Source organism: Pectobacterium sp. F1-1, from assembly GCF_025643735.1.
GTDB lineage: Bacteria > Pseudomonadota > Gammaproteobacteria > Enterobacterales > Enterobacteriaceae > Pectobacterium > Pectobacterium colocasium.
Map to the genome: position 1 here is coordinate 4295273 of NZ_CP104733.1, position 26305 is coordinate 4321577.

The 26305-nt window shown below is 52.5% G+C and carries 22 protein-coding genes; 11 read left to right on the plus strand and 11 right to left on the minus strand.

Features of this window, described 5'->3' with window-relative positions; translation table 11 throughout:
• Positions 1–598: 598 nt before the first annotated feature.
• From pelB to pelZ, 3 genes are all read left to right on the plus strand, one after another.
• Positions 599–1723: a pectate lyase PelB gene (pelB, locus tag NAL19_RS19320; protein WP_225086007.1), complete on the plus strand. Its 1125-nt coding sequence runs from the start codon at positions 599–601 to the stop codon at positions 1721–1723.
• A 707-nt stretch (positions 1724–2430) separates the two neighbouring features.
• Entirely contained in the window at positions 2431–3555 is a 1125-nt protein-coding gene (gene pelC / locus NAL19_RS19325; RefSeq protein WP_263058176.1) for a pectate lyase PelC, read from the plus strand.
• Between the two features lie 159 nt (positions 3556–3714).
• A complete protein-coding gene (gene pelZ, locus NAL19_RS19330) occupies positions 3715–4992 on the plus strand; it encodes a pectate lyase PelZ (protein ID WP_263058177.1) in 1278 nt (425 codons plus the stop codon).
• Between the two features lie 307 nt (positions 4993–5299).
• Here the strand turns inward: pelZ and ppiA are convergent, their stop codons facing one another.
• The 7 genes from ppiA to NAL19_RS19365 form a co-directional block, all read right to left on the minus strand.
• Positions 5300–5872, minus strand: a complete 573-nt coding sequence (gene ppiA / locus NAL19_RS19335) for a peptidylprolyl isomerase A (protein WP_263058178.1) — start codon at positions 5870–5872, stop codon at positions 5300–5302.
• 206 nt (positions 5873–6078) lie between these two features.
• Complete coding sequence (locus NAL19_RS19340) at positions 6079–6855, minus strand: ABC transporter ATP-binding protein (RefSeq protein WP_263059755.1); 777 nt, start codon at positions 6853–6855, stop codon at positions 6079–6081.
• A gap of 44 nt (positions 6856–6899) precedes the next feature.
• The gene (locus NAL19_RS19345) at positions 6900–7787 is read right to left on the minus strand and encodes an ABC transporter ATP-binding protein (RefSeq protein ID WP_411561407.1); all 888 of its coding nucleotides are present in this window, start codon (positions 7785–7787) and stop codon (positions 6900–6902) included.
• Positions 7759–8640, minus strand: a complete 882-nt coding sequence (locus NAL19_RS19350) for an ABC transporter permease (RefSeq protein WP_263059756.1) — start codon at positions 8638–8640, stop codon at positions 7759–7761. The genes NAL19_RS19345 and NAL19_RS19350 overlap by 29 nt, the downstream gene beginning before the upstream one ends.
• 38 nt (positions 8641–8678) lie before the next feature.
• The gene (locus NAL19_RS19355; RefSeq protein WP_225086011.1) at positions 8679–9719 is read right to left on the minus strand and encodes an ABC transporter permease; all 1041 of its coding nucleotides are present in this window, start codon (positions 9717–9719) and stop codon (positions 8679–8681) included.
• A gap of 132 nt (positions 9720–9851) precedes the next feature.
• Positions 9852–11462: an ABC transporter substrate-binding protein gene (locus NAL19_RS19360; protein WP_263058179.1), complete on the minus strand. Its 1611-nt coding sequence runs from the start codon at positions 11460–11462 to the stop codon at positions 9852–9854.
• Between the two features lie 96 nt (positions 11463–11558).
• A complete protein-coding gene (locus tag NAL19_RS19365; RefSeq protein ID WP_263058180.1) occupies positions 11559–12713 on the minus strand; it encodes a mandelate racemase family protein in 1155 nt (384 codons plus the stop codon).
• A gap of 627 nt (positions 12714–13340) precedes the next feature.
• Here NAL19_RS19365 and nirB point away from each other — a divergent pair.
• The 8 genes from nirB (at position 13341) to NAL19_RS19405 (ending at position 22889) form a co-directional block, all read left to right on the plus strand.
• Complete coding sequence (gene nirB, locus NAL19_RS19370) at positions 13341–15893, plus strand: nitrite reductase large subunit NirB (protein WP_263058181.1); 2553 nt, start codon at positions 13341–13343, stop codon at positions 15891–15893.
• Positions 15890–16258, plus strand: a complete 369-nt coding sequence (nirD, locus tag NAL19_RS19375) for a nitrite reductase small subunit NirD (protein ID WP_263058182.1) — start codon at positions 15890–15892, stop codon at positions 16256–16258. The genes nirB and nirD overlap by 4 nt, the downstream gene beginning before the upstream one ends.
• Before the next feature lie 26 nt (positions 16259–16284).
• Positions 16285–17664: a siroheme synthase CysG gene (cysG, locus tag NAL19_RS19380; RefSeq protein WP_263058183.1), complete on the plus strand. Its 1380-nt coding sequence runs from the start codon at positions 16285–16287 to the stop codon at positions 17662–17664.
• A 488-nt stretch (positions 17665–18152) separates the two neighbouring features.
• Positions 18153–18869, plus strand: a complete 717-nt coding sequence (locus tag NAL19_RS19385; RefSeq protein WP_263058184.1) for an ABC transporter permease — start codon at positions 18153–18155, stop codon at positions 18867–18869.
• Positions 18869–19603, plus strand: a complete 735-nt coding sequence (locus NAL19_RS19390) for an ABC transporter permease (protein ID WP_010277633.1) — start codon at positions 18869–18871, stop codon at positions 19601–19603. The genes NAL19_RS19385 and NAL19_RS19390 overlap by 1 nt, the downstream gene beginning before the upstream one ends.
• Positions 19600–20364, plus strand: a complete 765-nt coding sequence (locus tag NAL19_RS19395) for an ABC transporter ATP-binding protein (RefSeq protein ID WP_263058185.1) — start codon at positions 19600–19602, stop codon at positions 20362–20364. The genes NAL19_RS19390 and NAL19_RS19395 overlap by 4 nt, the downstream gene beginning before the upstream one ends.
• A gap of 103 nt (positions 20365–20467) precedes the next feature.
• The gene (locus NAL19_RS19400; RefSeq protein ID WP_263058186.1) at positions 20468–21337 is read left to right on the plus strand and encodes a transporter substrate-binding domain-containing protein; all 870 of its coding nucleotides are present in this window, start codon (positions 20468–20470) and stop codon (positions 21335–21337) included.
• 94 nt (positions 21338–21431) lie between these two features.
• Positions 21432–22889: a M20 family metallopeptidase gene (locus NAL19_RS19405; RefSeq protein ID WP_263058187.1), complete on the plus strand. Its 1458-nt coding sequence runs from the start codon at positions 21432–21434 to the stop codon at positions 22887–22889.
• Positions 22890–22964: 75 nt separating this feature from the next.
• Here NAL19_RS19405 and trpS read toward each other — a convergent pair whose 3' ends face one another.
• The 4 genes from trpS to dam all read right to left on the minus strand — a co-directional run bounded on the left by trpS (position 22965) and on the right by dam (position 26275).
• On the minus strand, positions 22965–23969 hold the full coding sequence (trpS, locus tag NAL19_RS19410; protein ID WP_263058188.1) for a tryptophan--tRNA ligase: 1005 nt from the start codon (positions 23967–23969) through the stop codon (positions 22965–22967).
• The gene (locus tag NAL19_RS19415) at positions 23966–24670 is read right to left on the minus strand and encodes a phosphoglycolate phosphatase (protein ID WP_225086018.1); all 705 of its coding nucleotides are present in this window, start codon (positions 24668–24670) and stop codon (positions 23966–23968) included. Before NAL19_RS19415 ends, trpS begins: the two co-directional genes overlap by 4 nt.
• Positions 24663–25340: a ribulose-phosphate 3-epimerase gene (rpe, locus tag NAL19_RS19420; RefSeq protein WP_039492116.1), complete on the minus strand. Its 678-nt coding sequence runs from the start codon at positions 25338–25340 to the stop codon at positions 24663–24665. Before rpe ends, NAL19_RS19415 begins: the two co-directional genes overlap by 8 nt.
• A 122-nt stretch (positions 25341–25462) precedes the next feature.
• On the minus strand, positions 25463–26275 hold the full coding sequence (dam, locus tag NAL19_RS19425) for an adenine-specific DNA-methyltransferase (RefSeq protein ID WP_225086019.1): 813 nt from the start codon (positions 26273–26275) through the stop codon (positions 25463–25465).
• Positions 26276–26305 lie beyond the last annotated feature (30 nt).

Genomic DNA, 26305 nt, shown 5'->3' on the forward strand with positions numbered 1-26305 from the left:
TCATGTTTTAAGGAACCTGTGCAAAGTTGCCAATGCAGCCGTCAAAGAAACAGACTTCATACTCACCACCATTCCGACAATCATAAATTATGGTCAATAAGATCTATTTTCCTATTGCGTAAAGTGCGCTATATAGCAATTAATAATAATTATTTTTTAACAAACTAAAATTCAACATAAAATTAACGCATAACATAAATAATATTGAGCACACGTGTGATAGTATATTTTGACTTAAGATGAGTTTTTACGTGAGTTGTAACAATCATCACCAGAAAAATCGCCAACCAAAAGCTAATAAATAACGAAACCAGAATGAAATTATCGTCAACCCTAAACATAACCTACTGATTTTCTATTCTTTTAAAAGAATGATGTTTCTTATAAATCCTCGATTATTAAACCATCAGCATTACAAAATGTTTCAACCCTGATACATTTAACATTTCACCCTTGAACTGATCTTATTTTTTGACCACACTCCCCTTGGTTTTTCATCAAGATTGAGATTCATTTTTGTTGAAAAATTTGTACCTGTTACATCGGGCATACGGAGCAATAAATGCCCATGAAATTATATTCCAAGGAGACAGTTATAATGAAATATCTATTGCCTACGGCAGCAGCCGGATTGTTACTTTTCGCTGCTCAGCCAGCCATGGCCGCAAATACGGGCGGTTATGCCACCACGGATGGTGGAGACGTTTCCGGTGCCGTAAAAAAGACTGCACGTTCTCTGAAAGAGATTGTGGATATCATTGAAGCCGCAAAAGTGGATTCAAAAGGCCAAAAAGTCAAAGGCGGCGCGTATCCGCTTATCATCACCTATAACGGTAATGAAGACTCGCTAATCAAAGCGGCCGAAAAAAATATCTGCGGTCAGTGGAGTAAGGACGCGCGCGGCGTAGAAGTCAAAGAGTTTACCAAAGGGATCACCATTCAGGGCACCAATGGCTCATCCGCCAACTTCGGTATCTGGATTATCAATTCATCCAACGTTGTCGTACGTAATATGCGTTTTGGCTATATGCCGGGCGGCGCGCAAGACGGCGATGCCATTCGTATTGATAACTCGCCGAACGTCTGGATTGACCACAATGAGATCTTTGCCAAAAACTTTGAGTGTAAAGGCACGCCAGACGATGACACCACTTTTGAATCGGCCGTCGATATCAAGAAAGGGTCAACTAACGTCACGGTATCCTACAACTACATCCACGGCATTAAAAAAGTGGGTCTGAGTGGTGCAAGCAATTCGGATACGGGTCGTAACCTAACTTATCATCACAATATTTATCGTGATGTTAACTCACGTCTGCCGCTACAGCGTGGCGGGCTGGTTCATGCGTACAACAACCTGTATGACGGCATCACGGGTTCAGGCTTTAACGTCCGCCAGAAAGGGATCGCGCTGATCGAAAGCAACTGGTTTGAAAATGCGCTTAATCCGGTGACAGCACGTAACGACAGCTCCAACTTCGGTACCTGGGAGTTGCGCAACAACAACATCACCAAACCGGCAGATTTTTCTAAATACAACATAACGTGGGGTAAGCCTTCCTCTCCGCATATTAATGCGGATGACTGGAAAAGCACCGGAAAATTCCCTTCCATCTCTTATAAATACACCCCAGTTTCTGCACAGTGCGTGAAGGATAAACTGGCAAACTATGCAGGCGTAGGTAAGAATCTGGCGGTACTGACTGCAGCTAACTGTAAATAAAAGCGGTCAGGCTTTTCCCGTCATATGAATGACAGGAAGTCATCAGCCTGAACTTCCCGCAGCGGCGTCTCTTCATGAAGAGACTCGACTCTACCCGAGCGAGCGCTAAGCGTTCGCTCGTTTTTTATGGGAACCGACACATGAGCGTGGATGCACATTTCTTAAAGCGATGAATTAAAGATCAAGCTAACTATTTAAAAAATTAATTAATAGTCTGATAAATTAACGAAAAAACCATTCATTAACCAAGGATTAAATAATAAAAAGAATAGTAACTCATCAACACGCGATTAATTAATAATTTGATCGGCATCAAATATTTTTTGACACGGTCATCTCAATGAGGAAAATTTACTTATTTATTGATATCGCTCACAGTTATCGCTTCTATCAAAACCGCCTTATCACAGAATAATAAAACGAAATGTAATTTTATTTTTCATAAAAAAACCTCATATCATTATTTTAGAAAAAATGAAAAAAATATTTTCATTTAAAATAGAAACTTATTAATAACCAACATTGTCGGTGTTATTCACCCGATAGATTTAATATCTAAATATTGAATTATTTTATTTTTATGGTAACACTTAATTGGGATTTCAATAAACCTTGATTTCATTTTTATTGAAACATCCCGATAATATAATCTGGGTTATGTGGATCATTTATACCCAAAAAAATTCAATTCCAAGGAGAGTACCTTAATGAAATACCTACTGCCTTCTGCAGCCGCTGGGCTGTTATTACTTGCAGCCCAACCGACGATGGCGGCAAATACGGGCGGTTACGCTACCACTGATGGTGGTGACGTTGCCGGTGCCGTGAAAAAAACTGCACGTTCCATGCAAGACATCATTGATATCATCGAAGCCGCGAAGCTGGATTCCAATGGTAAGAAAGTCAAAGGGGGCGCTTACCCACTCGTCATCACCTATAACGGTAATGAAGACGCGCTGATTAAAGCCGCAGAGAACGATATCTGCGGTCAGTGGAAGAAAGACGCACGCGGTGTGGAAATCAAGGAGTTTACCAAAGGGATTACCATTATCGGAACTAATGGGTCTTCCGCCAACTTCGGAATTTGGCTGGTTAAATCATCCGATGTCGTCATCCGTAATATGCGTTTTGGCTACATGCCGGGCGGCGCGCAGGACGGTGATGCCATTCGTATCGATGACACCCCGAACGTCTGGATTGACCACAACGAGATCTTCGCGAAAAATTTTGAATGCGCGGGAACAAAAGACGGTGACACGACATTCGAATCTGCGATTGATATCAAGAAAGCCTCAACCAACGTCACCGTGTCGTACAACTACATTCACGGCATCAAAAAAGTGGGCCTGAGCGGCTTCAGCAGCAGCGATACGGGCCGTGACCTGACTTACCATCACAATATTTACGACGACGTTAACGCTCGCCTCCCACTGCAACGTGGCGGTAAAGTTCACGCCTACAACAACCTGTATACAGGCATCACCAGTTCTGGCCTGAACGTGCGTCAGAATGGGATTGCGCTGATCGAACGTAACTGGTTCGAAAATGCGAAAAACCCGGTGACCTCACGTTACGACGGATCCAATTTTGGTACCTGGGATCTGCGTAATAACAACGTTATGAGCCCTGCTGACTTCGCGAAATACAACATCACCTGGGATAAAGATTCCAAGCCCTACGTGAATGCTGAAGACTGGAAGAGCACTGGCACGTTCCCTTCTCTTCCTTACAGCTACTCTACCGTTTCTCCACAGTGCGTGAAGGATAAACTGGCGAACTATGCTGGTGTGGGCAAAAACCTTGCTGTCCTGACGGCAGCAAGTTGTAACTAGTTGATAAGTGTAAAGCGAACTTCAGGCTCCGCCCCTCATTGTCCTGTGCTAGCAGGAGCCTGCAAGCGAGTTTAACGACCGTCGATTAATCGTTCAGGCCGCACTTAAGCGAGCCCTTAGGGCTCGCTCATTTTTATCGTTACTATTCAAGGAAATGAAATGAAACGTTCTCTTCTGTTCGCCGCACTGTTCAGCGCTGGCTTAGTATTCAGTGTTGCCGTACCGATGGCTAGCGCCGCCACACCGGCAGCACCAGAGTTGAAAGGATTCGGAACCGATACCGTTGCAGGTAGCGGTGGGCGTATTATTCGCGTCACAACGCTGGCCTCTTCTGGAGCTGGTTCACTTCGGGAAGCCCTGGCCGCTAAAGGGCCACGCATTATTGTTTTTGAGGTTGGCGGGATTATCGATCTGAATAAAAGCGACCTCCGGTTAACGGAGCCGTTTGTCACCATCGCTGGCCAGACGGCCCCCTCTCCCGGCATCACCATCATTCGCGGCGGAATGGGCATTAGCACTCATGATGTGCTCATGCAGCACATCCGTTTTCGCATCGGCGATGCCGGTACGGGTAAAAAAAGCGGCTTTGAACGCGATGTTTCAATCAACGGTAAAGATGCCTACAACGTTGTGATCGATCACTCGAGTTTTGCGTGGGGGACAGACGAAAATCTGTCTATTTCCGGTCCACGCTATGACGGCCCACAGGGAACCGCACACCGCATCACACTTTCAAATAATATTGTTGCTGAAGGCTTATACGACTCGGCTCACACCAAAGGCATCCACTCGATGGGCACGCTGGTTCACGATAACGTGACTGATGTGTCAATCATTGGCAGCCTGTATGCGCACAACAACGAGCGCAACGCCTGGTTCAAGGCTGGCTCAACGGGTGTCATGGTCAATAACCTGATCTACAACCCCGGCATTTGGGGCATTCGCGTTGGTGGCGTTAAGGCTGAGTGGGAAGGGAAAACCATGCCAGCCAGCCCACGCGTTTCCGTTGCGGGTAACGTGATGCACTACGGTGCCAATACCAAAGCCGGTTTAGGATTGGTAGGAAGCAACAGCTCCGGCGATATCTGGATGTCAGACAACCTCGCTTACGATGCCAACGGAAAAGCGGCACCACAAATCTGGGGCAGCGGGATTAATTTACTCAAGGTCTCCCCTATTTGGCCTTCAGGTTTAACAGCATCGTCCGCCAGCGCCGTCACCAATCAGGTGCTACAAAGCGCAGGCGCACGCCCCAAAGATCGTGATGCTGTCGATCAGCGTATCGTGGACAATTTCAAACAGCGGAAAGGCAATTTCGTGAACAGCCAGGAAGAGGTTGGCGGCTATCCCGTTGCGACGGCAACCTACCGTCAGTTGAACGTGCCGAGCACGGGTGTGGATGCCTGGCTACAGCAGATGGCAAAAGCGCTGGAATAACGCGGTAGTCGAGACGTTAATAACGTATATCTACGCAGTAAAACGGTGGTAATGGAATAATAGAAGAGTAGAGCGTTTGCGCCATGGACAAAAACGTCAGGAACGTTTTTGACCGTCGCTTGCGACGGCTCTGAAAGAGTGAATCTCAGGAATGAGATTCATATCTGCGCAAGCCGAGCGTACAGGGAAGTATTTACAGCGTCTTTACGATCTATCCATTACTACCGCTTGCTAGCTTTGTCAAAAACGCGAAAAGGGCCACATCAGTGGCCCTTTTCGTCTTCTCAGCTATTGTCTATCTCACCACTCAGGGCAGCACTTTCGCGGACTGAATCACGATAGGCGTAGTCGGCACATTCTGGTAAGGCCCGACGTTATTCGTTGGTACCTGAGAGATCTTATCTACCACTTCCATCCCCTTTACCACTTTACCGAACACGGCGTAGCCAAAATCACGCTGGCCGTGATCGAGGAACGCGTTGTCTGCAACGTTGATAAAGAACTGGCTGGTGGCGCTATCCTTTTCTGCGGTACGCGCCATCGCGATCGTGCCACGCTGGTTACGCAGGCCGTTGTCGGCTTCATTTTTGATCGGCGCATTCGTCGCTTTTTGGCTCATTTCGCCAGAAAAGCCACCGCCCTGCACCATAAAACCAGGGATGACACGGTGAAATGTCGTCCCGTTATAAAAACCATTGTTAACGTACTCGACGAAATTTTTTACCGAAACTGGTGCTTTTTGGTTATCTAAAGACAGTTCGATATTGCCCGCAGACGTCGTCAACAGCACACGCGTGGTGGCGTTGGAAGCCGCAAAGGCCGGAGAGAATGCCGTCAGTGAAATAAGGGCTGCCGCGGCAACCAGAGTACGTTTGAACATGAGAATTCCTTTTTGAAGAGGCTGACTACACAAAGCGTAATGATTGTAAGTATCCGCCCCCTTCAACGCTACCCATTTACCTTTTTTTACGAATAAAAGTCTGTTCGTAACCAACTGTGAGCGAAAACCGGCGCGTAAGATAAAAAAAGGGCCGATTGCTCGGCCCCCATGATGATTATTGCGCAGCGCGACGAGTCCATACGTACCTAGCCCATGCGCTCCGAGCGCACCGCCAGATCGCGGCTGTACTGACGGCTGGCATCCACCAGCATTGAGGTATACGCATCCTTCGGCACATCACTAGTCAGGTCGTCAGTTTCCAGCGTTTCCAGTATCTTGCCGTACTGCATCACCGCCACTTTATGACACAAATGGGAAATCACGCCCAAGTCATGTGTCACCATCAGGTAGGTCAGCTTTTCCTGCTGCTGCAACTCCATAAGCAGGTTGAGAATTTCCGCCTGCACCGACACATCCAGCGCCGACGTCGGCTCATCCAGCAGCAGAACTCTAGGCTCCAGAATCAGCGCACGGGCAATGGCCACACGCTGACGCTGCCCGCCCGAAAGCTGGTGCGGGTAGCGACGACGGAAGTTCGTTCCCAGCCCCACTTTCTCCAGCAGGCTGTCGATACGATCGTCACGATCGTCAAAACGGTGGATCGACAGCGGTTCTTCCAGAATGGCTTCCACGGTATGACGGGGATGCAGCGATCCGTACGGATCCTGGAACACCATCTGCACTTGCCGACAGCGCGCCTGTTCGATCCGGTGCGCCAGTTGCTTCCCGTCAATATGCAGCGTGCCTTCCCAATGATTAAATAACCCGGCCAGACACTTCAGCACCGTGGTTTTACCAGAGCCAGACTCCCCCACCAGACCGAAGATATCGCCATCGTTGACGGTGAGGTTCACATCATACAACACCTGATTCTTCGCGCTGCCATGACCAAAAGAGAGATTCAGGTTATTCACTTCGATCATCGGCTTACGTTGACGCATTGCTTCAGTTGCCATGATTGTCCCCTTTATCCGTTGATCCAGGCAGGATCGCGATTCATCACCGGCAAACGCGGACGGCGATGATCGATATCCGGCAGCGAATTCAGCAACCCACGCGTGTACGGATGCTGTGCGTTGTCGAGATCGGCAGCGGCAATGGATTCCACGACGCGCCCGGCGTACATCACCAGCACCCGATCGCAGAAGCTGCGTACCAGATTGATGTCGTGACTAATGAAAATCAGCCCCAGACCGCGCTCGCTCACCAAATCATCCAGCATTGCCAGCACCTGCAAGCGCACAGACACATCCAACGCCGAAGTCGGCTCATCGGCAATCACGATTTCGGGTTCCGTAATCAGCATCATCGCAATCATGATGCGCTGCCCCTGCCCGCCCGAGATTTCATGAGGATACAAATGATAGACGCGCTCTGGCTGACGAATCCGCACCACGTCCAGCATCGCCATGACCTTTTCCTTCGCCTCACGGTGCGACACTTTATGGTGCGCCAGATAGGCTTCAGCAATCTGATCGCCGACGCATACTACCGGATTCAACGAGTATTTTGGGTCTTGCATAATCATGGAGATACGCTTGCCGCGAATCTGACGCATCCGCGCCTCATCCGCTTTCAGCAGATCGGTATCGCCGAAACGCAGTTTGTCCGCCGTAATCCGCGCACTGTGCGGATGCAACTGCAACAGCGCCCGGCCGACTGTCGACTTACCGGAGCCGGATTCACCGACAATCGCCAGCTTTTCACAGCCAAGCCGGAAGGATACGCCGCGCACGGCATCAGTCACCGCCCCGCGATTCACAAAACTCACCCGCAGATTTTCCACTTCCATCAGGGGCGAGCTTCCCGGCGCACGTTGAGAAAACTTATTCAGTTCTGGGATCGAGGATGTCACGTAGGCCGTCTCCAAGGAAGTTGAACGCCAGGCTGTTAATCAAAATCGCCAGCCCCGGAATAGTTACTAACCACCAGCACTCCATCATGTAACGACGACCCGCAGAGATCATCGCGCCCCATTCAGGATCGGGCGGCTGCGCCCCCAATCCCAGAAAGCCCAGACCCGCCGCGGTCAGAATGATGCCGGCCATATTCATGGTGATACGGATAATCACCGACGGCAGACACAGCGGCACAATGTGGTGTAGCAGGATGCGAATAGAGGATGCCCCTTGCAGCTTCACAGCAGAAATAAAGTCCGCGTGACGCAGCGACAGCGTCTCCGCCCTTGCCAGACGTGCAATCGGCGGCCAGGCCGTCAATGTAATCGCGATCACCACATGCTCCAGACCAGGGCCAAGCGCCGCAACGAACGCCAGCGCCAACACCAGGCTGGGGAAAGAGATGAAAATATCGGTGATACGCATCAGGATCGTATCGACAATCCCGCCGTAATAGCCCGCCACCACGCCCAGCAGCAGCCCAATAGGCCCGACGGTGACAGACACCAGCGCCACGATATACAGCGTGATGCGTGAGCCATAAACCAGACGGCTAAACACATCGCGTCCAAACTCATCAGTGCCAAAATAATGTGCGGCACTCGGTGCCTGTAACGCGTTGGCCAAGTCTTGCGCCAGCGGATCGTGTGTCGCAATCCACGGTGCGAAGATCGCAACCAGCATCAACATCAGCACAATCGCGGAACCCATCGCGGTCAGCGGATTGCGCAACATCATCAGCAGGAACCCGGCGATCCGTGCCCCACGTAGCCGCAAGCGGCTCACGCGTTTTTCCGGCGGTGTCCGCATTACCGATTCACGACTGACCGGTGGCTCAGAGGAAATATTCATGCGTTCGTCCTCGGATCAAAGATTTGATACAACATGTCCGACAGCAGGTTAAGCGTCACGAAGATCAACCCGACCAGCAGCACACACCCCATAACCGCGTTCATATCCCCCAGCAGCAGGCTGCCTGTTAGATAGGAACCAAAGCCCGGCCATGAGAAGACGGTTTCGATCAGTACCGCCCCTTCCAGCAGCGAGCCATACGCCAGCGCGACCACCGTCAGAAGCTGAACCAGGATATTGCGAAACGCGTGCGCCCAGACGACACGGAACTCAGACAGCCCTTTCACGCGAGCGGTAATGATGTATTCCTGCGAAAGCTGCGCCAGCATGAAGCTGCGCGTCATACGGCTGATATAGGCCAGCGAGTGGAAGCCCAGAATCGTGGCTGGCAGCACCAGATGATTCAACGCGCTGCGGAATACATCCCACTCACCCGCCAGTAGCGAATCCACCAGCAGCAGACCGGTACGGTTTTCCACCAAACCGTCATAGGCCATATCAACCCGCCCTGCTCCGCCAACCCAGTTCAGCCAGGCATAGAACACCAGCAGCCCCATCATCCCGACCCAGAATATCGGCGTGGAATAACCGGCCAGGCTGATAAAACGCACCACATAATCCGCCCACTTACCGCGTCGTGCCGCAGCCAGCACGCCTAGCGGCACGCCCAGCCCCGCACCGACGATAATCGCCATCGTCGCCAGCTCAACGGTGGCGGGGAAGACACGGATAATGTCATCCATCACCGGTCGTCCGGTCAGGAGCGCATTGCCCAGATCCCCATGCATCAGCGAATTAAAGTAAATAAAGAACTGCACATACAGCGGCCTATCCAACCCCAGCTGTTGGTAAACCTGTTGATAGGTACTTTGGTCGGCATCCTGTCCGACAATAGCCAGAACGGGATCGATTGGCATCACGCGGCCAATCACAAAGGTCAGGATTAATAACCCGAACAGCGTGACGATCACCTGAAACAGACGCTTTGCCAAACGACGCAGTACTCCACCCGGCTTGATCCAATCAGAGAAAACCATGTTCTTTCTCCTGATATCCCGGCGAGCGGCGACAGCAAATCGCCACTCACGCGGTCATCTCTTTTTAACGTATCTGATCGGGATGAATCGCCGGGAACGTGTCGGCGACGCATCCGGTTTAACGTGTGGACACTAGCGCTGCTTGTATACCTCGCGCAGATGCGTCGTAGAAGACGGATGCGGCACATAGCCTTTCACGTCCTTACGCAACACCACAGAATCGATCATCTGCGACACCGGAATAATGGCCGGGAACAGTTCTTCATAACGATTCTGCACGTTGATATACATCTGCTTTTGTTTCTGAGGATCTTTCTCCAACAGCGCCTGATCGATCATGTCGTTCAGCGGTTTGTCGTAGAAAGAGGTGCGCCAGCCCTGGAAGTTGGTCAGTTTGGCTTCGTCGCTGTTATCCGGGTTATAGACAACAGAACGCAGGCTGGAGTGAGGATGCGGATCGACGCCGCCACCGCCACGGCCGACCAGCATGTCGAATTTACGATCGCGCATCGCGCCGTAAACCTGATTACCGGTGCCGGAGATGATTTTGGCTTTGATGCCCGCCTGTGCCAGCGTGGACTGTACCGATGTCGCCAGATTCAGGAACGGCTGGTCGGACAGAACACGCAGCGTGGTTTCAAATCCATTTGGGTAGCCCGCTTCGGCCAGCAGCGCTTTGGCGCGCGGCACGTCAAGCTTGTAGCCAGGATCTGGCAACGTCGCATCCATCCCTTTCTGGATGGGGCGCTGATGATAGAAACCATAGCCGGGCATGACCGTATTATTGATGCCATCGTAATCAATCAGGTAACGAACCGCTTCGCGCACTTTCGGCTTCGCGAAGTATTCATTTTTCAGGCTCATTGCAACGTAGTACAGCGTGCCTTTTTTCACCTCATCAACCACCACGTCTTTATCTTGTTTCAGCGCATTGATATCCGGCACCGACATGCCAGAAGCGACGTCAATATCGCCTTTTTCAATCATCAGGCGCAGCGCCTGTGACTCGGTCATGTGGCGGAAAATCACGCGCCGCATTTTCGCGTCGCCCTGCCAGTTGTTCTCAACCTTACTGATACGCAGAACGTCTTTCGCCTGCCACACGTCCAGCTTAAACGGGCCGGAACCGGCTTCATTCGTGGTCAGCCAGCCGTTGCCCCAGTCGCCGTTTTTCTCATGCTGCATCACCGTTTTGCTATCCAGCACCGATCCGCTCCCCAGCGTCGCCAGCGAGTAGAGCACCAGTTTGGGGTCGTTCGGTTTTGGCAGTTCGATTTCAACAGTGTGAGCGTCTTTGGCGCGGATCATTTTCTCCACGTTTTCCGCGGTGAAACCGTAGGATTTCCACGTCGTCGCCTGCGCCATGTTGAGGTTAAGCAGACGCTTCATCGACCAGGCGAAGTCTTGCGCCGTTACGGGGTTACCAGAATGGAATTTGGCGTTATCCACCAGATTGAAGGTAATGACCTTGCCGTCATCACTGACGCTCCAGCTTTTCGCCAGAGAAGGCTGGATGTTACTCAGGTTGGCGGGATCCAGCACCACCAGCGAGTCATAGAGGTTGACGATAATGCCCACCACCTCGTTACCGGTCATGGCGGCCGGATCGAGTGAGAGCATGTTGTTCATGTTCATCCCGACAATCAGCTGATCGTCAGGCGTTTTTGCCGATAGAATGGCCGGCGTAGCGGCCATGCAGAGTGAACCTAACAGCAGGGTACGGAGTATTGCTCGTGCTTTCATCGTTATTCTCCAGGTGTGGGAGCATGGAAGACGACAACTTTTTATTTTTTAGGTAAGGCTATCTTTCAGATCGAACAAAACCATTCATATATAAAGTTATTCTTTGCTTAGGGTATGCTCCTCAATCCAGTCAAAATTGATATCTTCTCCCAGCCCCGGACGTTGCGGCAGATGCACAAAGCCCTCGTCATCCATTGGATCGACAATCGAATTCAGATACGCAGCAGGTTCGTCGTAATCGAGGAAAGGATGCAGCAGGCCGCGTTCATACCAGCGGCAATTTTTGATCGCCCCAACGACGTTGAGGTTTGGCGCACCGTTACCGTGAACTTCGCAGTCCATACCGAAGGATTCCGCCAGGCTAGCGACCTTCATACACGGCCAGAGACCGCCCACGCCCTGCACGCCCGCGCGTAAAATGTCGCATGCACCTTCTTTAACCCAGTCAGCACGGCTGAAGTATTTGCCTGACAAACTTTCCGGCCCAATGACATCAATATCCAGGCTCTTGGTCAGCCAGCTGTAGGACGCCATGCTCTGTTCTTCCATCGGTTCTTCAAACCAGGTGAAATCAAGCTTTTGCAGTTCACGGCCGATATACAGCGCATCGCTACGGCTGTACCAATGGTAGCCATCCAGCATCAGGCAGATGTCCGGGCCGACGGCTTCGCGTACTGCGGCACAGGCTTTCACGTCGATCTTCGGGCTAGGCGCGAACGACACTGGCGGCATCCAGGTGTGCAACTTGATGGCTTTATAGCCGCGCTGCACCAGCTTTTCTGCGAACTGGCCGTATTCCTCTGGGGTAGATAAACCGCCATCCAGCTCATCACCACACATGGTGCTGCCGTAGGCAGGGACTTTTTCACGATAGCCGCCGAGCAGTTTGTGCACCGGCATGTTCAGCACGCGGCCTTGCAGATCCCACAGTGCGGATTCCACAATCGACAGCGCGCGATCGGTCAGTTGGTTGGCGCTACCGCGTTGCCAATGCACCAGATCCTGCCAGAGGCGTTCACGGTCGAAGGGGTTCTGCCCAATCAGCACTTTGCGGAAGAACGCATTAACAATATGAGGACGGATCACTTCCGGCGGCGCGAAAGCGTAACCTTTTTGGCCGTCATCTGCCGTGATGGTTAACAGCGCCATCTTCGCCTGATTTTCAGGCCCTGGGTGTGAATGACCCGCACTGTCGGAAACCCGGCGTGTGGGATAAGTGAAGACGGTGACATCAATTGATTCTATTTTCACGTTGTTACCTGCCTTGATGTTTAACACAACTCATGTACAAGATTTGCGACTAAATAATTAAAGAATAACGGTACTGACGGTGTTGGGACGGGTAGATAAAAAGCACCTACCTCTCCCTGGTATGACCTTATAAGTCGATCAATGTCACAGAATAGAAATGGCGTGCTAATTAAAAAAAAATGGCGTTTTATTTTTAATTATTAAGGTTGTTACGCCGTTAGTCATTAGGCAATTTCTTCCATATGACGAAATTATGTCGCCGATAATTGTGCAATCGCACATAAAGCTGTGAGCATTATCACCAGAAAATTTCATATCCTTATTAAACAAATGGATAATCCCTTAGTTTTATTTTTAAGCAGCACAGGCGCGCGAATGATTAACGAGGAGGACGATTATGCTGATAGCGGATTGGCCGCTAATCAGTCGGCTTCTGACCAAAAGCGTGCTATAGGTCTCATTTTTGCCAGTCGCTAAAACCCCAACAAAAACCAAGACTTAATAAAAAATAAGTAAAATCATGAAGATACTCATAAAGTAGTATATAAAAGACTATTTGATATACATCAATAAGCGCCCCCCGTGGAGCGATAAGGTAACCTCAGAAGAAGCAATTTTGAGGCAAAAATGAACAAAGTCAGACTCGCTGTGATCGGTAACGGGATGGTCGGCCACCGTTTTATCGAAGAGTTGCTGGATAAGGCCCCGACATCCACCTACGAGATTACCGTTTTTTGTGAAGAACCCCGCGTCGCCTACGATCGTGTCCACCTCTCTTCTTACTTCGCACACCACACGGTAGAGGAGCTTTCTTTAGTACGCGAAGGCTACTATGAAAAAAATGGCGTTAACGTCCTGCTTGGTGAACGCGCCATCACCATTAACCGCAGTGAAAAAGCCATTCACTCCAATTCCGGTCGTACCGTGTATTACGACAAACTCATCATGGCAACCGGCTCCTACCCTTGGATCCCTGCCATTAAAGGCTCAAACGGGCAGGACTGTTTCGTGTACCGCACGATTGAAGATCTGAACGCCATCGAAAACTGCGCACGCCGCAGCAAACGCGGCGCGGTAATCGGCGGGGGTCTATTAGGTCTGGAAGCTGCTGGTGCACTGAAACACCTTGGCGTGGAAACACACGTCATCGAGTTCGCTCCGGTGCTCATGGCCGAACAGCTGGATGCACAGGGCGGCGCCCTGCTGCAACGCAAGATTGAAAACATGGGTGTGCGTGTGCACACCAGCAAGAATACGCAGGCCATTCAGCATTCCGGTCTGGAAAACCGCAAGACGATGGTGTTTGCCGACGGCAGCACGCTGGAAGTCGACTTTATCGTGTTCTCTACCGGCATCCGCGCACAGGACAAACTGGCGCGCCAGTGTGCGCTGGAAATCGGCCCACGCGGCGGTATCGCGATTAACGACTGGTGCCAAACCTCCGATCCCGACGTCTACGCTATCGGCGAATGTGCCGCCTGGCAGGGCCGGCCATTTGGGCTGGTCGCCCCCGGCTACAAGATGGCGCAGGTTGCCGTCGACCACCTGTTAGGGCATGAAAACCGATTCCAGGGTGCCGACATGAGCGCCAAGCTCAAGCTGATGGGCGTCGATGTCGGCGGGATTGGCGATGCGCACGGCCATACGCCGGGATCTCGCAGTTACATGTGGCTGGATGAAAACAAAGAAACCTACAAACGTCTGATCGTCAGCGCCGATAATAAAACGCTGCTCGGTGCCGTACTGGTCGGCGACACGCGGGACTACGGCAACCTGCTGCAATTCATGCTGAACAAGATCCCGCTGCCGGATTCCCCCGAAGCACTGATTCTTCCTGCATCCGCTGGCAGTGCAAAACCGACGCTGGGTGTCGATGCGTTGCCGGAAAGCGCGCAAATCTGCTCCTGCTTTGACGTCTCCAAAGGCGACATCATCAAAGCGATTAACGGCGGCTGTCACACCGTTGCAGCGATTAAGGAAACCACCAAAGCCGGAACGGGCTGCGGCGGCTGTATCCCACTGCTTACACAGGTGTTGAACGCCGAGCTCAGCAAACAGGGGATTGAAGTCAATAATCACCTGTGCGAGCACTTCGCCTACTCGCGCCAGGAGCTGTACCACCTGATCCAAATCGAGAAAATCAAAACGTTCGATCAACTGTTGGAGAAACACGGCTCAGGCTATGGCTGCGAGGTCTGTAAACCAACCGTGGCATCCCTGCTGGCTTCCTGCTGGAATGAATACGTGCTCAAACCACAGCACACGCCGCTGCAGGATTCCAACGATAATTTCCTCGGCAACATCCAGAAAGACGGCACGTACTCCGTGATCCCACGCTCCGCAGGCGGAGAAATCACGCCAGATGGCCTGATCGCCATCGGTCGCATCGCGAAGCAATATAACCTGTACACCAAAATGACCGGTTCCCAGCGCATGGCGCTATTTGGCGTGCAGAAAGACGATCTGCCGGACGTATGGGCTCAGCTCATCGAAGCCGGGTTTGAAACCGGCCACGCTTACGCCAAGGCGCTGCGTATGGCAAAAACCTGCGTTGGTAGTACCTGGTGCCGCTTTGGCGTCGGCGACAGCGTAGGCTTTGGCGTCGAGCTGGAAAACCGCTACAAAGGCATCCGCACCCCACACAAAATGAAATTTGGCGTCTCCGGCTGTACGCGGGAATGTGCAGAGGCACAGGGTAAAGACGTGGGGATTATCGCCACGGAAAAAGGCTGGAACCTCTATGTATGCGGCAACGGCGGGATGAAACCGCGCCACGCCGACCTGCTGGAAGCCGATTTAGATCGCGAGACCTTAATCCGCTATCTGGATCGCTTCATGATGTTCTATATCCGCACGGCCGATAAGCTCCAGCGTACCTCCGTTTGGCTGGACAACCTCGAAGGCGGCATCGACTATCTGCGCAACGTGATTGTGAAAGACAAACTGGGCATTAACGATCAGCTTGAAGCCGATATCGCACGGCTGCGCGACGGCTACGTCTGTGAATGGCAGGCGACGCTGGCAGCCACGGAAGCACAGAAACGCTTTGCCCACTTCATTAACAGCCCGGCACGTGATCCGAACGTGCAAATGGTGAGTGAACGCCAACAACATCGTCCGGCGCGCCCTGTTGAGCGCATTCCTGTGCAACAGATTGAACCAGAAGAGGAAAACGCATGAGCCAGTGGACTACGGTATGTAAGTTAGACGACATTCTACCCGGCACCGGCGTTTGCGCACTCGTCGAACAGCAGCAAATCGCCGTGTTCCGGCCGCGTAACGACGAACAGGTTTACGCCATCAGCAATATCGATCCGTTCGCGCAGGCTAGCGTATTAAGCCGTGGCATACTGGCCGAACATCATGAGGAGCTTTGGGTAGCAAGCCCATTGAAAAAACAGCATTTTCGCCTTTATGATGGCTTCTGTCTGGAGGATGGCGCCTATTCTGTTGCGGCTTATGATACTCAGGTAACCAACGGTCATGTGCAAATATCTATCGCAGACCGTGACATCGCGGTTGATAATAGCCAACCATTACCCTAATAACCTGAGCTTTCAAGAGGCGTTACATGGATTACCTGCCAATATTCTGTCAGTTGCACGATAAACCTTGTCTATTGGTGGGAGGGGGTGAAATCGCCGAGCGCAAAGCCCGGCTGTTGCTGGACGCTGGCGCAGTCATTACCGTCAACGCGCTCGATTTTAACGATCAATTTCACGCCTGGGAGCAGGACGCGCAATTAACGCTGGCACGCGGCACTTTCGATCCCACATTACTGGACGAGGTGTGGCTGGTGATTGCCGCCACTGACGATCAGGACGTCAACAACCATGTCTATGCCAGCGCCAGCGAACGTCGGATTTTCTGCAATGTCGTCGATTCACCTGAACGCGCCAGCTTCATTATGCCGTCGATCATCGACCGTTCACCGCTGATGGTCGCGGTCTCCTCTGGCGGCGCAGCACCGGTATTGGCTCGGCTACTGCGGGAAAAACTGGAGAGTATTCTGCCGCAACATCTCGGTAAGCTGGCGGCATTCGCAGGCGAACTGCGCAGCCGGGTGAAAAGCCGATTCCGCAATATGAGCGCACGTCGTCGCTTCTGGGAAAAACTCTTCGTCCACGATCGGCTGGCGCAGGCGCTGGCCAATGAAAATAGCCAAAGCGTTCAGCAACTGACAGAACTGCTCTTCTCCGCCCCGCTGGATGATCGAGGCGAAGTGACGCTGGTCGGCGCTGGGCCAGGCGACGCGGGATTACTGACGTTGAAAGGCCTACAGCATTTACAACAGGCCGACATCGTCGTTTACGATCGACTGGTCTCGGAAGAGGTTCTCAACCTGTCACGCCGCGACGCCGAGCGAATCTTCGTCGGTAAATCATCGGGCTACCACAGCGTTCCTCAGGAGCAAATCAATCAGTTGCTGGAAGAAAAGGCACGCGCCGGTCATCGAGTCGTCAGGCTGAAAGGCGGCGACCCCTTTATCTTCGGCCGTGGTGCCGAAGAGCTGGAATACCTGCAACAGGCGGGCGTACCGTTCTCCGTCGTACCCGGTATTACCGCCGCATCAGGCTGTTCAGCCTACAGCGGTATCCCGCTCACCCATCGCGATCATTCACAGGGCGTCAGGCTGATCACCGGACACGTCAAGCACGACACCGATCTGGACTGGTCCAGCCTCGCCGCGGAAAAACAGACGCTGGTGTTTTACATGGGGCTTCAGCAGGCTGAGCACATTCAAAGCAAGCTCATCGAACAGCAGTTACCGGAAACCGTGCCTGTCGCGATTATTGAAAACGGCACCTCAACCAAGCAGCGCGTTCTGAGCGGACAGCTCTCCCAACTGGGCGAATTAGCACAGCGGGCCAGCAGCCCGAGTTTGATCATCATCGGCGACGTCGTTGGTCTACGGGAAAAATTGAGCTGGTTCTCTGACCAGACAGCATAATCCTCTCCCTGGCACTCTACTCACCCGCTATCCGTTCTGCCGGATAGCGGTTATTGCACCATCATAATGCAACGCCCCGCCACATAGCATAATAATGCACTATTTTGAACATACTCCCTTACAAAATGTCACTTTAATGCTTTACCGCAGGCCACATCTGCCTTATTTTGACTAAAACAAAACTCATTAATAAGCAGACTATATGAATAAATAATCAATAATCTTTTACGTAAAACGTGGCCCGACTATTGCTTAGCTTTCTAATAGATTCGCGGCACGACCTCTGAAGCGTTCCTATCGAACCGATTTCATCGTCAAGCCATCGTGCTTTATCGAAATGAGTGCCTCATCGAATACGTACATATCGAAGGGTGATGCATCGCATCATGACGTATTTCTACTCTCGTTCCTGAACGGAGTATGTCGTCCTCTCATCACAAAAACAGTTCTGTTCAGCAGAACAATAAGTAAGCAGTTTGGAGTCACTTGTGGAAGACGTTACTTTCTGGCAGCTCATCAGTTTTGGTGAACATGGCTGGGGGAAATTATTACTGATTGGGGCAGGAATGACGATCGCACTGGCGATCGGCGGCTTCCTGCTGGGGGCGGTGATCGGCACGATCGGTGCCTGGTCCAAAATTTGCGGCAACCGCCCCGTGCGCTATCTGGCCGATGGCTACACCACCCTCATCCGTGGCGTCCCCGATCTCCTCATCATCTACCTGCTTTATTTCGGCGGAAGCTCTGCATTAACCCTGCTCGCCAAACTGTTTGGCAGCAATGAGTTCTTTGGCTTTCCTGGCTTCCTCGCAGGGGTAATCGCCGTCGGCATTTCCTCCGGCGCACAGCAGACGGAAGTCTACCGCGGCGCGTTTTACGCCGTGTCCAAAGGGGAAATTGAGGCCGCCAAAGCCTGCGGTATGCCAACGCTACTGCGCCTGCGCCGCATCATCATACCGCTCCTGCTGCGCCACGCGATCCCCCCACTCGGCAACGTGTGGCAGCTGGTGCTGAAAACCTCCGCGTTGGTTTCCGTTACCGGCGTCGCTGAACTATTGACGCAGGCGCAAACGGGTGCGGGTTCTACCGGCAAACCGTTTGATTTCTTCATGGCGGCCGCGCTGCTGTATCTGGCTATCTCAATCTGTTCCGGCTGGATTATGCGCCGTGCTGAGTCTCATTATTCCCGGGGTGTGAAACGCTGATGGATTTTCCTTTTCTGTACGAAACGTTTCTGGAGATTATTCCCGGTATCCCGTTAACCCTGCAACTGGCGGTCAGCTCGGTCTTTCTGGGCTTCTTTCTGGCACTGGGCTTGGCGTTGATGCAGCTATCATCCTTTGCCGTACTGCGCTCCATTGCCCGGACCTACGTGCTGTTTTTCCGCGGTACGCCGCTGCTGGTCCAGCTGTTCCTGATTTACTACGGGCTGGGGCAATTCACCTGGGTTCGGGAAAGTATGCTTTGGCCATTCCTGCGAGAACCGCACTGGTGCGCCCTGCTGTCGCTCAGCCTGTGTACCGGTGCCTATGCCAGTGAAATTATCCGTGGCGGGTTGCAGTCCGTTCCGGTTGGCCAGATCGAATCGGCACGCGCCTGCGGCATGCCGTCGTTCATGATTTTCAAGCGTATCGTTTTTCCGCTGGCAATTCGTCAGGCGCTCCCAGCTTACGGCAACGAACTGATCTCGATGGTCAAATCGACCTCGCTGGCTTCCATCATCACGCTGATGGAAATCACTGGGATCGCGGCACGCCTCATCGCGGAAACCTACCGGGCGCTCGAAGTGTTCCTGGTTGCCGGTGCTATTTATCTGTTTATTAACCTTATTCTGACACGTTTACTGATGTGGACAGAATTTACACTTACCCCTCATCTCCGTGCGCCGGGTGCGCAACCGGCAGCGAAAAAAATTAAGAAATTGGGAGATCTGCAATGACGACACCCGCCATTAGCCTGCGCAACATTCATAAAAGCTTCGGCTCTCTGGACGTCCTGAAAGGGATTTCGATTGAGGCCAATCAGGGGGAAGTCATCTCAATTCTGGGATCGTCCGGTTCAGGTAAATCGACGCTGCTGCGCTGTAGCAACCTGCTTGAGCTTCCCGATCAGGGCGAGATTCTCGTCGGCGGAGAAGCGATTGAAATGAAGCCAAATCGCAAAGGACAGAACCGTCCGTCGAACCTCAAACAGATCGACAGAATTCGTACCCAGTTGGGCATGGTGTTCCAGAATTTTAACCTCTGGTCACACAAGACCGTGCTGGAAAACATCATCGAAGCGGCCGTGCACGTCTTAAAGCGTCCACAGGCGGAATGCGTGGAACACGCCGAACAGCTGTTAGAGAAGGTCGGCCTGGCGGATAAGCGTCACTACTATCCTGCGCATTTGTCCGGCGGTCAGCAGCAGCGCGCCGCAATTGCCCGCGCGCTCGCGATGGAACCGAAAGTGATGCTGTTTGATGAGCCGACCTCCGCGCTCGACCCAGAGCTGGTCGGCGAAGTACTGCGCGTCATGCGCACGCTGGCGGATGAAGGGATGACCATGCTGGTCGTGACTCACGAAATGGATTTTGCCCGCGAAGTCTCCAACCGCATCGTCTTCCTCCATCAGGGGGAAATTGAAGAACAGGGAACGCCGGAGCACGTTTTCACTGCCAGCCAGTCGGCTCGCTTCCGGCAATTTATTGCCAGTTGGTAAACACTGCCCCACTGATTTCGTGCGTAGATTTCACCGATGTCGCGAGATGATGTGGGGGAATAAACAAAGCATAACTATATAAAATACCGGGAGAAAAAATAATATGATCAAATCAAAACTCACACTGCTCGCCTGCTCGCTGTGTATGGCAGGAACGCTGGCTACCTCATTCACCGCCTCAGCGGAAGAGAAAAAATGGACGACCGTCCGTATCGCGACCGAAGGCGCTTACCACCCGTATAACTTCACCAAACCAGACGGTACGCTGGATGGCATGGAGATCGAGCTGTACAAAGTGCTGTGTAACAACATGCAGGTGAAATGCGAGATCATGGTTCAACCCTTCGCCAGTGCTATTCCTGCGCTGAACGCGGGTAAATATGACGCGATCATTGCGGGCATGTCTGCCACAGCAAAACGTCGTGAAGTGATCGATTTCAGCCAGCCGTACACGCAGGCAGGGCAGACTTTCGCCGTGCTGAAATCCAGCTCACTCGCCAAAGATTTCCCAGACGCGGGCGTGCGTTTCTCCATTGAGCCCGCCGATGAAGCGAAAGCACTGGCAGAGGTTGAGAAGCTGAAACCGCTGCTGGAAGGCAAAACTATTGGCGTACAGTCTGCTTCTATCGCCAGCGCCTTTTTGGATAAATATCTGAAAGGCGTGATGAAAGTACGCGAATATAAAACCACACAGGAACACGATCTGGATCTGAAAGCAGGCCGTGTGGATCTCGTCATCGCTTCCGCACCGTACCTGAAAAGCACAACGGACAAACCAGGCAATGAGAACATCGTGATGCCAGGGCCACAGTTCATCGGCGGTATTCTGGGCAGCGGTTCTTCCGTTGGCCTGCGTAAAAGCGATCCTGAGCTGAAAGCTATGTTCGACAAGGCAATCGATCAGGCTAAACAAGACGGTACCATCAGAAAGCTGAGCGAAAAATGGTTCGGCATGGACACCACGCCGCTCTAAGCGTTACCCAATCGCTAAATCGCGTGTCATGGCTGACTGGCTGTGACACGCCCCTCGCCAATGCCATCAAAGAAATCAAACGAGCACACCACGCATGAATGCAACACACACTGAAGGAACGCTGCCGGCCGTTAATCGCCAGAACGTGGAAGAGATCTGCGATCTGATTGCCACCAAGCGACAGCAGTTCTGTACGCTGAGCGACGGCATCTGGGACACGCCGGAGCTGAACTACGAAGAGCATCGTTCGGCGGCACAGCACGAAGCCATCCTGAAAGCAGAAGGCTTCCGCCTGACGAAAGGCATCGCCGACATGCCGACCGCACTGCTGGGAGAATTCGGCGAAGGTCTGCCGATTATCGCCATTCTGGGTGAATACGATGCGCTGCCGGGCCTGAGCCAGCAGGCGAATGTCGCTGAGCCGAAACCGCTGGAAAACGGTGGCAATGGCCACGGTTGCGGGCACAATCTGCTCGGTACCGCAGCGCTACAGGCGGCAACGGCAGTGAAAGATTATCTGCAAAAGCACGCGCTGGCCGGAACCGTGCGTTTTTACGGTTGCCCTGCGGAAGAAGGCGGATCGTCCAAAGGGTTCATGGTCAAGGAAGGTGTCTTTGACGACGTCGATATCGCCCTCTGCTGGCATCCGGCGACCTTCACCGGCGTCAACAGCCCGGTGTCGCTGGCCTGTAATGAACTGAATTTTTACTTCAAAGGTCGCGCCGCTCATGCCGCAGCCAGCCCACATCTGGGCCGCAGCGCGCTGGATGCCGTGGAGCTGATGAACGTCGGCGTGAACTACATGCGCGAGCATATGCCTTCTTCCGCCCGCGTTCACTACGCCATCACCGACAGCGGCGGCCAGGCACCTAACGTCGTTCAGGCCAACGCCACCGTGCGTTACCTCGTTCGCGCCCGCCAGTTGCCGGAACTGCACCAGTTGGTCAAACGCGTGAAGAAAATTGCCGAAGGCGCGGCGTTGATGACGGAAACCGAGGTCAGCAGTGAAGTGATTAGCGGTGATGCCAATCTGCTGGCAAACCCGCCGCTGGAAGCACGTATGCACGAACATCTGCTGGCGCTCGGCCCGATACCGTTTGATGACGAAGACCGTAAGATGGCGGCAATGTTCCAGACCGCGCTGAGCGCCGAAGACATTGCCGAATCCTACGCGCGTTTCGGCGTCAAGCCTCAGCCGGGTTTAACGCTGCACGACGGGATTTATCCGCTGTATAGTCCGAATGAAGCCTTCATCGGCTCGACCGATGTGGGTACGGTGAGCTGGGTTGTGCCGACGGTACAGATCCGCAGCGCCACCTACGCCATCGGTACACCGGCGCATTCATGGCAGTTGGTCGCACAGGGGAAAACCGGTGCGGCACACAAAGGCATGGAGTATGCCGCGAAAGCGATGGCATCACTGGCTATCGATCTGCTGGTCACTCCCGAACTAATTGCGCAGGCAAAAGCCGACCATCAGGAAAGATTGCAGCAGACACCGTTTGAGAACCCGATTCCAGACGACGTGTTTCCGCCTATCCCACAAGGATAAGATAGCGGATTCGAAGGGATAGATAAGTAGTAGCAGGAAACCGTCAGGAGAGAGCCTCCTGACGGTAATTAAGACTTACGGGCGGCCAACAAAACCGATAGCGTCATAGACTTTCTTCAGCGTTTCCTGTGCGCGAGCACTCGCTTTTTCAGCGCCTTCACGCATAACCTGTTGCAGGAACGCCTCATCGTTACGGAAGCGGTGATAACGCTCTTGCAGTTCAGACAGCATGCCGGATACCGCATCCGCCACCGCGCCTTTCAGGTGACCATACATCTGGCCGTTGAATTCCTGCTCCAGCTCGGGAATAGATTTTCCGGTCACGCCGGACAGAATATCCAACAGGTTCGATACCCCGGCTTTATTCGCCACGTCATAGCGAATGACTGGCGGCTCGTCGGAATCCGTCATCGCGCGTTTGATCTTCTTCACCACCGACTTCGGATCTTCCAGCAGCCCGATAACGTTATTGCGGTTATCGTCAGACTTGGACATCTTTTTGGTCGGTTCCAGCAGCGACATCACGCGCGCGCCCGATTTCGGAATGAACGGCTCTGGCACTTTGAAAATGTCGCCATACAGGCTGTTGAAACGCTGACCAACGTCACGGCTCAGTTCCAGATGCTGCTTCTGATCTTCACCCACCGGCACCTGATTCGTTTGATACAGCAGGATATCCGCCGCCATCAGCACCGGATAATCGAACAGACCCGCGTTGATGTTCTCTTCATAACGCGCGGATTTATCCTTGAACTGCGTCATGCGGCTCAGTTCGCCGAAATACGCGTAGCAGTTCAGTATCCAGCTCAGTTGGCTGTGCTCAGGCACGTGGGACTGAACAAAAATGGTGCTCTTTTTCGGATCGATACCACAGGCCAGGTACAGCGCCAGCGTATCCAGCGTCGCTTTTCTCAGCGCCTGCGGATCCTGACGTACCGTGATGGCGTGCAAATCCACGATGCAATAGATGCAGTCGTAATCGTCCTGCATGTTGACCCACTGACGTAACGCCCCCATGTAGTTACCAATGGTCAATTCACCAGACGGTTGCGCACCGCTAAATACAATGGGCTTGCTCATACTAAGGGTTCCTGATTGTGTGAAGAAGAATGCCCGATCAGGGGCAAAATATCGGCAAAACGATCCAGAACGACATCCGGCTGGCTCAGTTCGATCGCTTCACCATAGTTATAACCATACGTCATGCCAACGCTACGGCAACCCGCCGCCTGTGCCGCCTGAATATCATTGCGGGAATCGCCGATGAACAGGAGTTCGCTGGCACGCAGCCCCAGCTTACCGAGCACCAAATAGAGCGGCGCAGGATGCGGCTTTTTCACAATGACGTCATCGCCACCGATGATCAGCGAGAAATAGTCGCCAATCCCTAACCCAGCCAGCAACGGTGCAACGAACGGCGTGGGTTTATTGGTCACCACCGCCATCGGAATGCCCTGCTGCGCCAACTGCGCCAGCGTCTCTTTTACCTGCGGAAACAGCGTGCTGCCGCTATCCACTGTCTGCGCATAATAGACATCGAACCGCTCACGGGTTTCCTGCAAACGCGCCGCCGTTGGCTCAACGCCTGCCCAGCGCAGCGCGCGTTCCACCATCACGTCCGCACCGTTACCAATCCAGGTGGCGACACGGGCTTCGCCCGCCGCAGGTAACGACTGCGCCACTAACGCCTGATCGATCGCCGCTGCCAACCCCGGTGCGCTGTGAATCAGCGTACCATCCAAATCAAAAGCCAAGCCGCGAACTGCGGTTAATTCAGTCATGTTTCGTCCTTGAAATTTCATTACGCATTTGATCAATGACGGCACGGTAATCTGGATGACCAAAAATAGCCGATCCCGCCACAAACATATCCGCGCCTGCTTCAGCAATCGCGCCGATATTCTCCACTTTTACACCGCCATCGACTTCCAGTCGAATGTCGTAACCGCTGTCGTCGATCAAGCGGCGAACCTGACGCAGCTTATCCAACGTGCTGGGAATAAAGGACTGGCCGCCAAATCCGGGGTTAACCGACATCAGCAGAATGATATCCAGCTTATCCATGACGTAATCGAGATAACTAAGCGGCGTCGCAGGGTTAAACACCAGCCCGGCTTTACAACCGTGATCTTTGATCAGCTGTAGTGAACGATCGAGGTGATCGGTAGCTTCAGGATGAAAGGTAATGAAACTGGCTCCCGCGTTGGCGAAGTCGGGGATGATACGATCAACGGGTTTCACCATCAGATGAACGTCAATCGGCGCGGTAATGCCGTAATCGCGCAGGGATTTCAGTACCAGCGGGCCAATCGTCAAATTTGGCACATAGTGGTTATCCATGACATCAAAATGGACCACATCCGCCCCGGCAGCCAATACATTAGCGGTATCTTCACCAAGACGGGCAAAATCAGCCGACAAAATGGACGGCGCGATTAAAAACGGTTTCATTCATTTCTCCAAACGGTAAAGTCTGAATGCCTGCGGGTAACCTGTTCCCGGTTAATGACATCTTTCACGCCATTAACCGATTCACTGCGCTCTGCTTACCCCACCCTGTATATAAAACGGTATCACCGATAGAGGGCTAATAACTCGTTTACTTTACTACGCCCTAAAATATTACGGCTAATTGTTCGACGCGCTTTAACCACATACAGCACGGCTTCCTGATACCACTCACGGGTCAGCAACGTGTCATGATTGGAAATCAGTACCGGAATCTGGCTTTCTACCGATAAACGGCGCGCCAATTGCGCCAAACTCTGCTGATCGGCACGGCTGAAATTATTGGTGTGATAGGCCGTAAAATTTGCGGTCGCAGACAGCGGCGCATAAGGCGGATCGCAATAAATAACCGATCCCTTCTCTGCTTTTTCCAGCGTGTCCTGATAGTGCTCACAGACAAAGGTGGCATTTTGCGCCTTAAAGGCGAACCAACGAATCTCTTCTTCAGGAAAATAGGGCTTCTTATAGCGCCCAAAAGGAACATTGAATTCCCCACGCATGTTGTAGCGGCACAGGCCGTTATAGCAATGGCGATTCAAATAAAGAAACAGCAGCGCACGCCGATAGGCGTCGCTGCAAAGGTTAAATTCATCACGCAGCAGATAAAACGCCTCAGAGGTGTTCATCTCTTCCGTAAACAGTGTACGGGCGTCGAGAACAAACTCATCGGCATTCGATTTGACGATATTGTACAGGTTAATCAGGTCGCTATTAATATCGGCCAGTATGTAGCGATCGTATTCCGTATTCAGAAATACGGAACCCGCGCCGACAAAGGGCTCAATAAGACAGTCTCCTGCGGGTAAATAGCGACGAATCTCTTCTACCAGCGGATATTTACCACCAGCCCATTTTAAAAAAGCGCGGTTCTTCTTCATGCCGTCGTTAGTTACTCATACGTTTCAGAG

Coding starts and splice junctions, on each gene's coding strand:
- nirB (WP_263058181.1), top strand. CDS start 13,341: ATGAACAAAGTCAGACTCGCTGTGATCGGTAACGGGATGGTCGGCCAC.
- NAL19_RS19340 (WP_263059755.1), bottom strand. CDS start 6,855: ATGATCGAAGTGAATAACCTGAATCTCTCTTTTGGTCATGGCAGCGCG.
- NAL19_RS19405 (WP_263058187.1), top strand. CDS start 21,432: ATGAATGCAACACACACTGAAGGAACGCTGCCGGCCGTTAATCGCCAG.
- trpS (WP_263058188.1), bottom strand. CDS start 23,969: ATGAGCAAGCCCATTGTATTTAGCGGTGCGCAACCGTCTGGTGAATTG.
- NAL19_RS19360 (WP_263058179.1), bottom strand. CDS start 11,462: ATGAAAGCACGAGCAATACTCCGTACCCTGCTGTTAGGTTCACTCTGC.
- cysG (WP_263058183.1), top strand. CDS start 16,285: ATGGATTACCTGCCAATATTCTGTCAGTTGCACGATAAACCTTGTCTA.
- pelB (WP_225086007.1), top strand. CDS start 599: ATGAAATATCTATTGCCTACGGCAGCAGCCGGATTGTTACTTTTCGCT.
- dam (WP_225086019.1), bottom strand. CDS start 26,275: ATGAAGAAGAACCGCGCTTTTTTAAAATGGGCTGGTGGTAAATATCCG.
- NAL19_RS19350 (WP_263059756.1), bottom strand. CDS start 8,640: ATGCGGACACCGCCGGAAAAACGCGTGAGCCGCTTGCGGCTACGTGGG.
- NAL19_RS19400 (WP_263058186.1), top strand. CDS start 20,468: ATGATCAAATCAAAACTCACACTGCTCGCCTGCTCGCTGTGTATGGCA.
- ppiA (WP_263058178.1), bottom strand. CDS start 5,872: ATGTTCAAACGTACTCTGGTTGCCGCGGCAGCCCTTATTTCACTGACG.
- NAL19_RS19390 (WP_010277633.1), top strand. CDS start 18,869: ATGGATTTTCCTTTTCTGTACGAAACGTTTCTGGAGATTATTCCCGGT.
- NAL19_RS19395 (WP_263058185.1), top strand. CDS start 19,600: ATGACGACACCCGCCATTAGCCTGCGCAACATTCATAAAAGCTTCGGC.
- NAL19_RS19355 (WP_225086011.1), bottom strand. CDS start 9,719: ATGGTTTTCTCTGATTGGATCAAGCCGGGTGGAGTACTGCGTCGTTTG.
- pelC (WP_263058176.1), top strand. CDS start 2,431: ATGAAATACCTACTGCCTTCTGCAGCCGCTGGGCTGTTATTACTTGCA.
- pelZ (WP_263058177.1), top strand. CDS start 3,715: ATGAAACGTTCTCTTCTGTTCGCCGCACTGTTCAGCGCTGGCTTAGTA.
- nirD (WP_263058182.1), top strand. CDS start 15,890: ATGAGCCAGTGGACTACGGTATGTAAGTTAGACGACATTCTACCCGGC.
- NAL19_RS19415 (WP_225086018.1), bottom strand. CDS start 24,670: ATGACTGAATTAACCGCAGTTCGCGGCTTGGCTTTTGATTTGGATGGT.
- rpe (WP_039492116.1), bottom strand. CDS start 25,340: ATGAAACCGTTTTTAATCGCGCCGTCCATTTTGTCGGCTGATTTTGCC.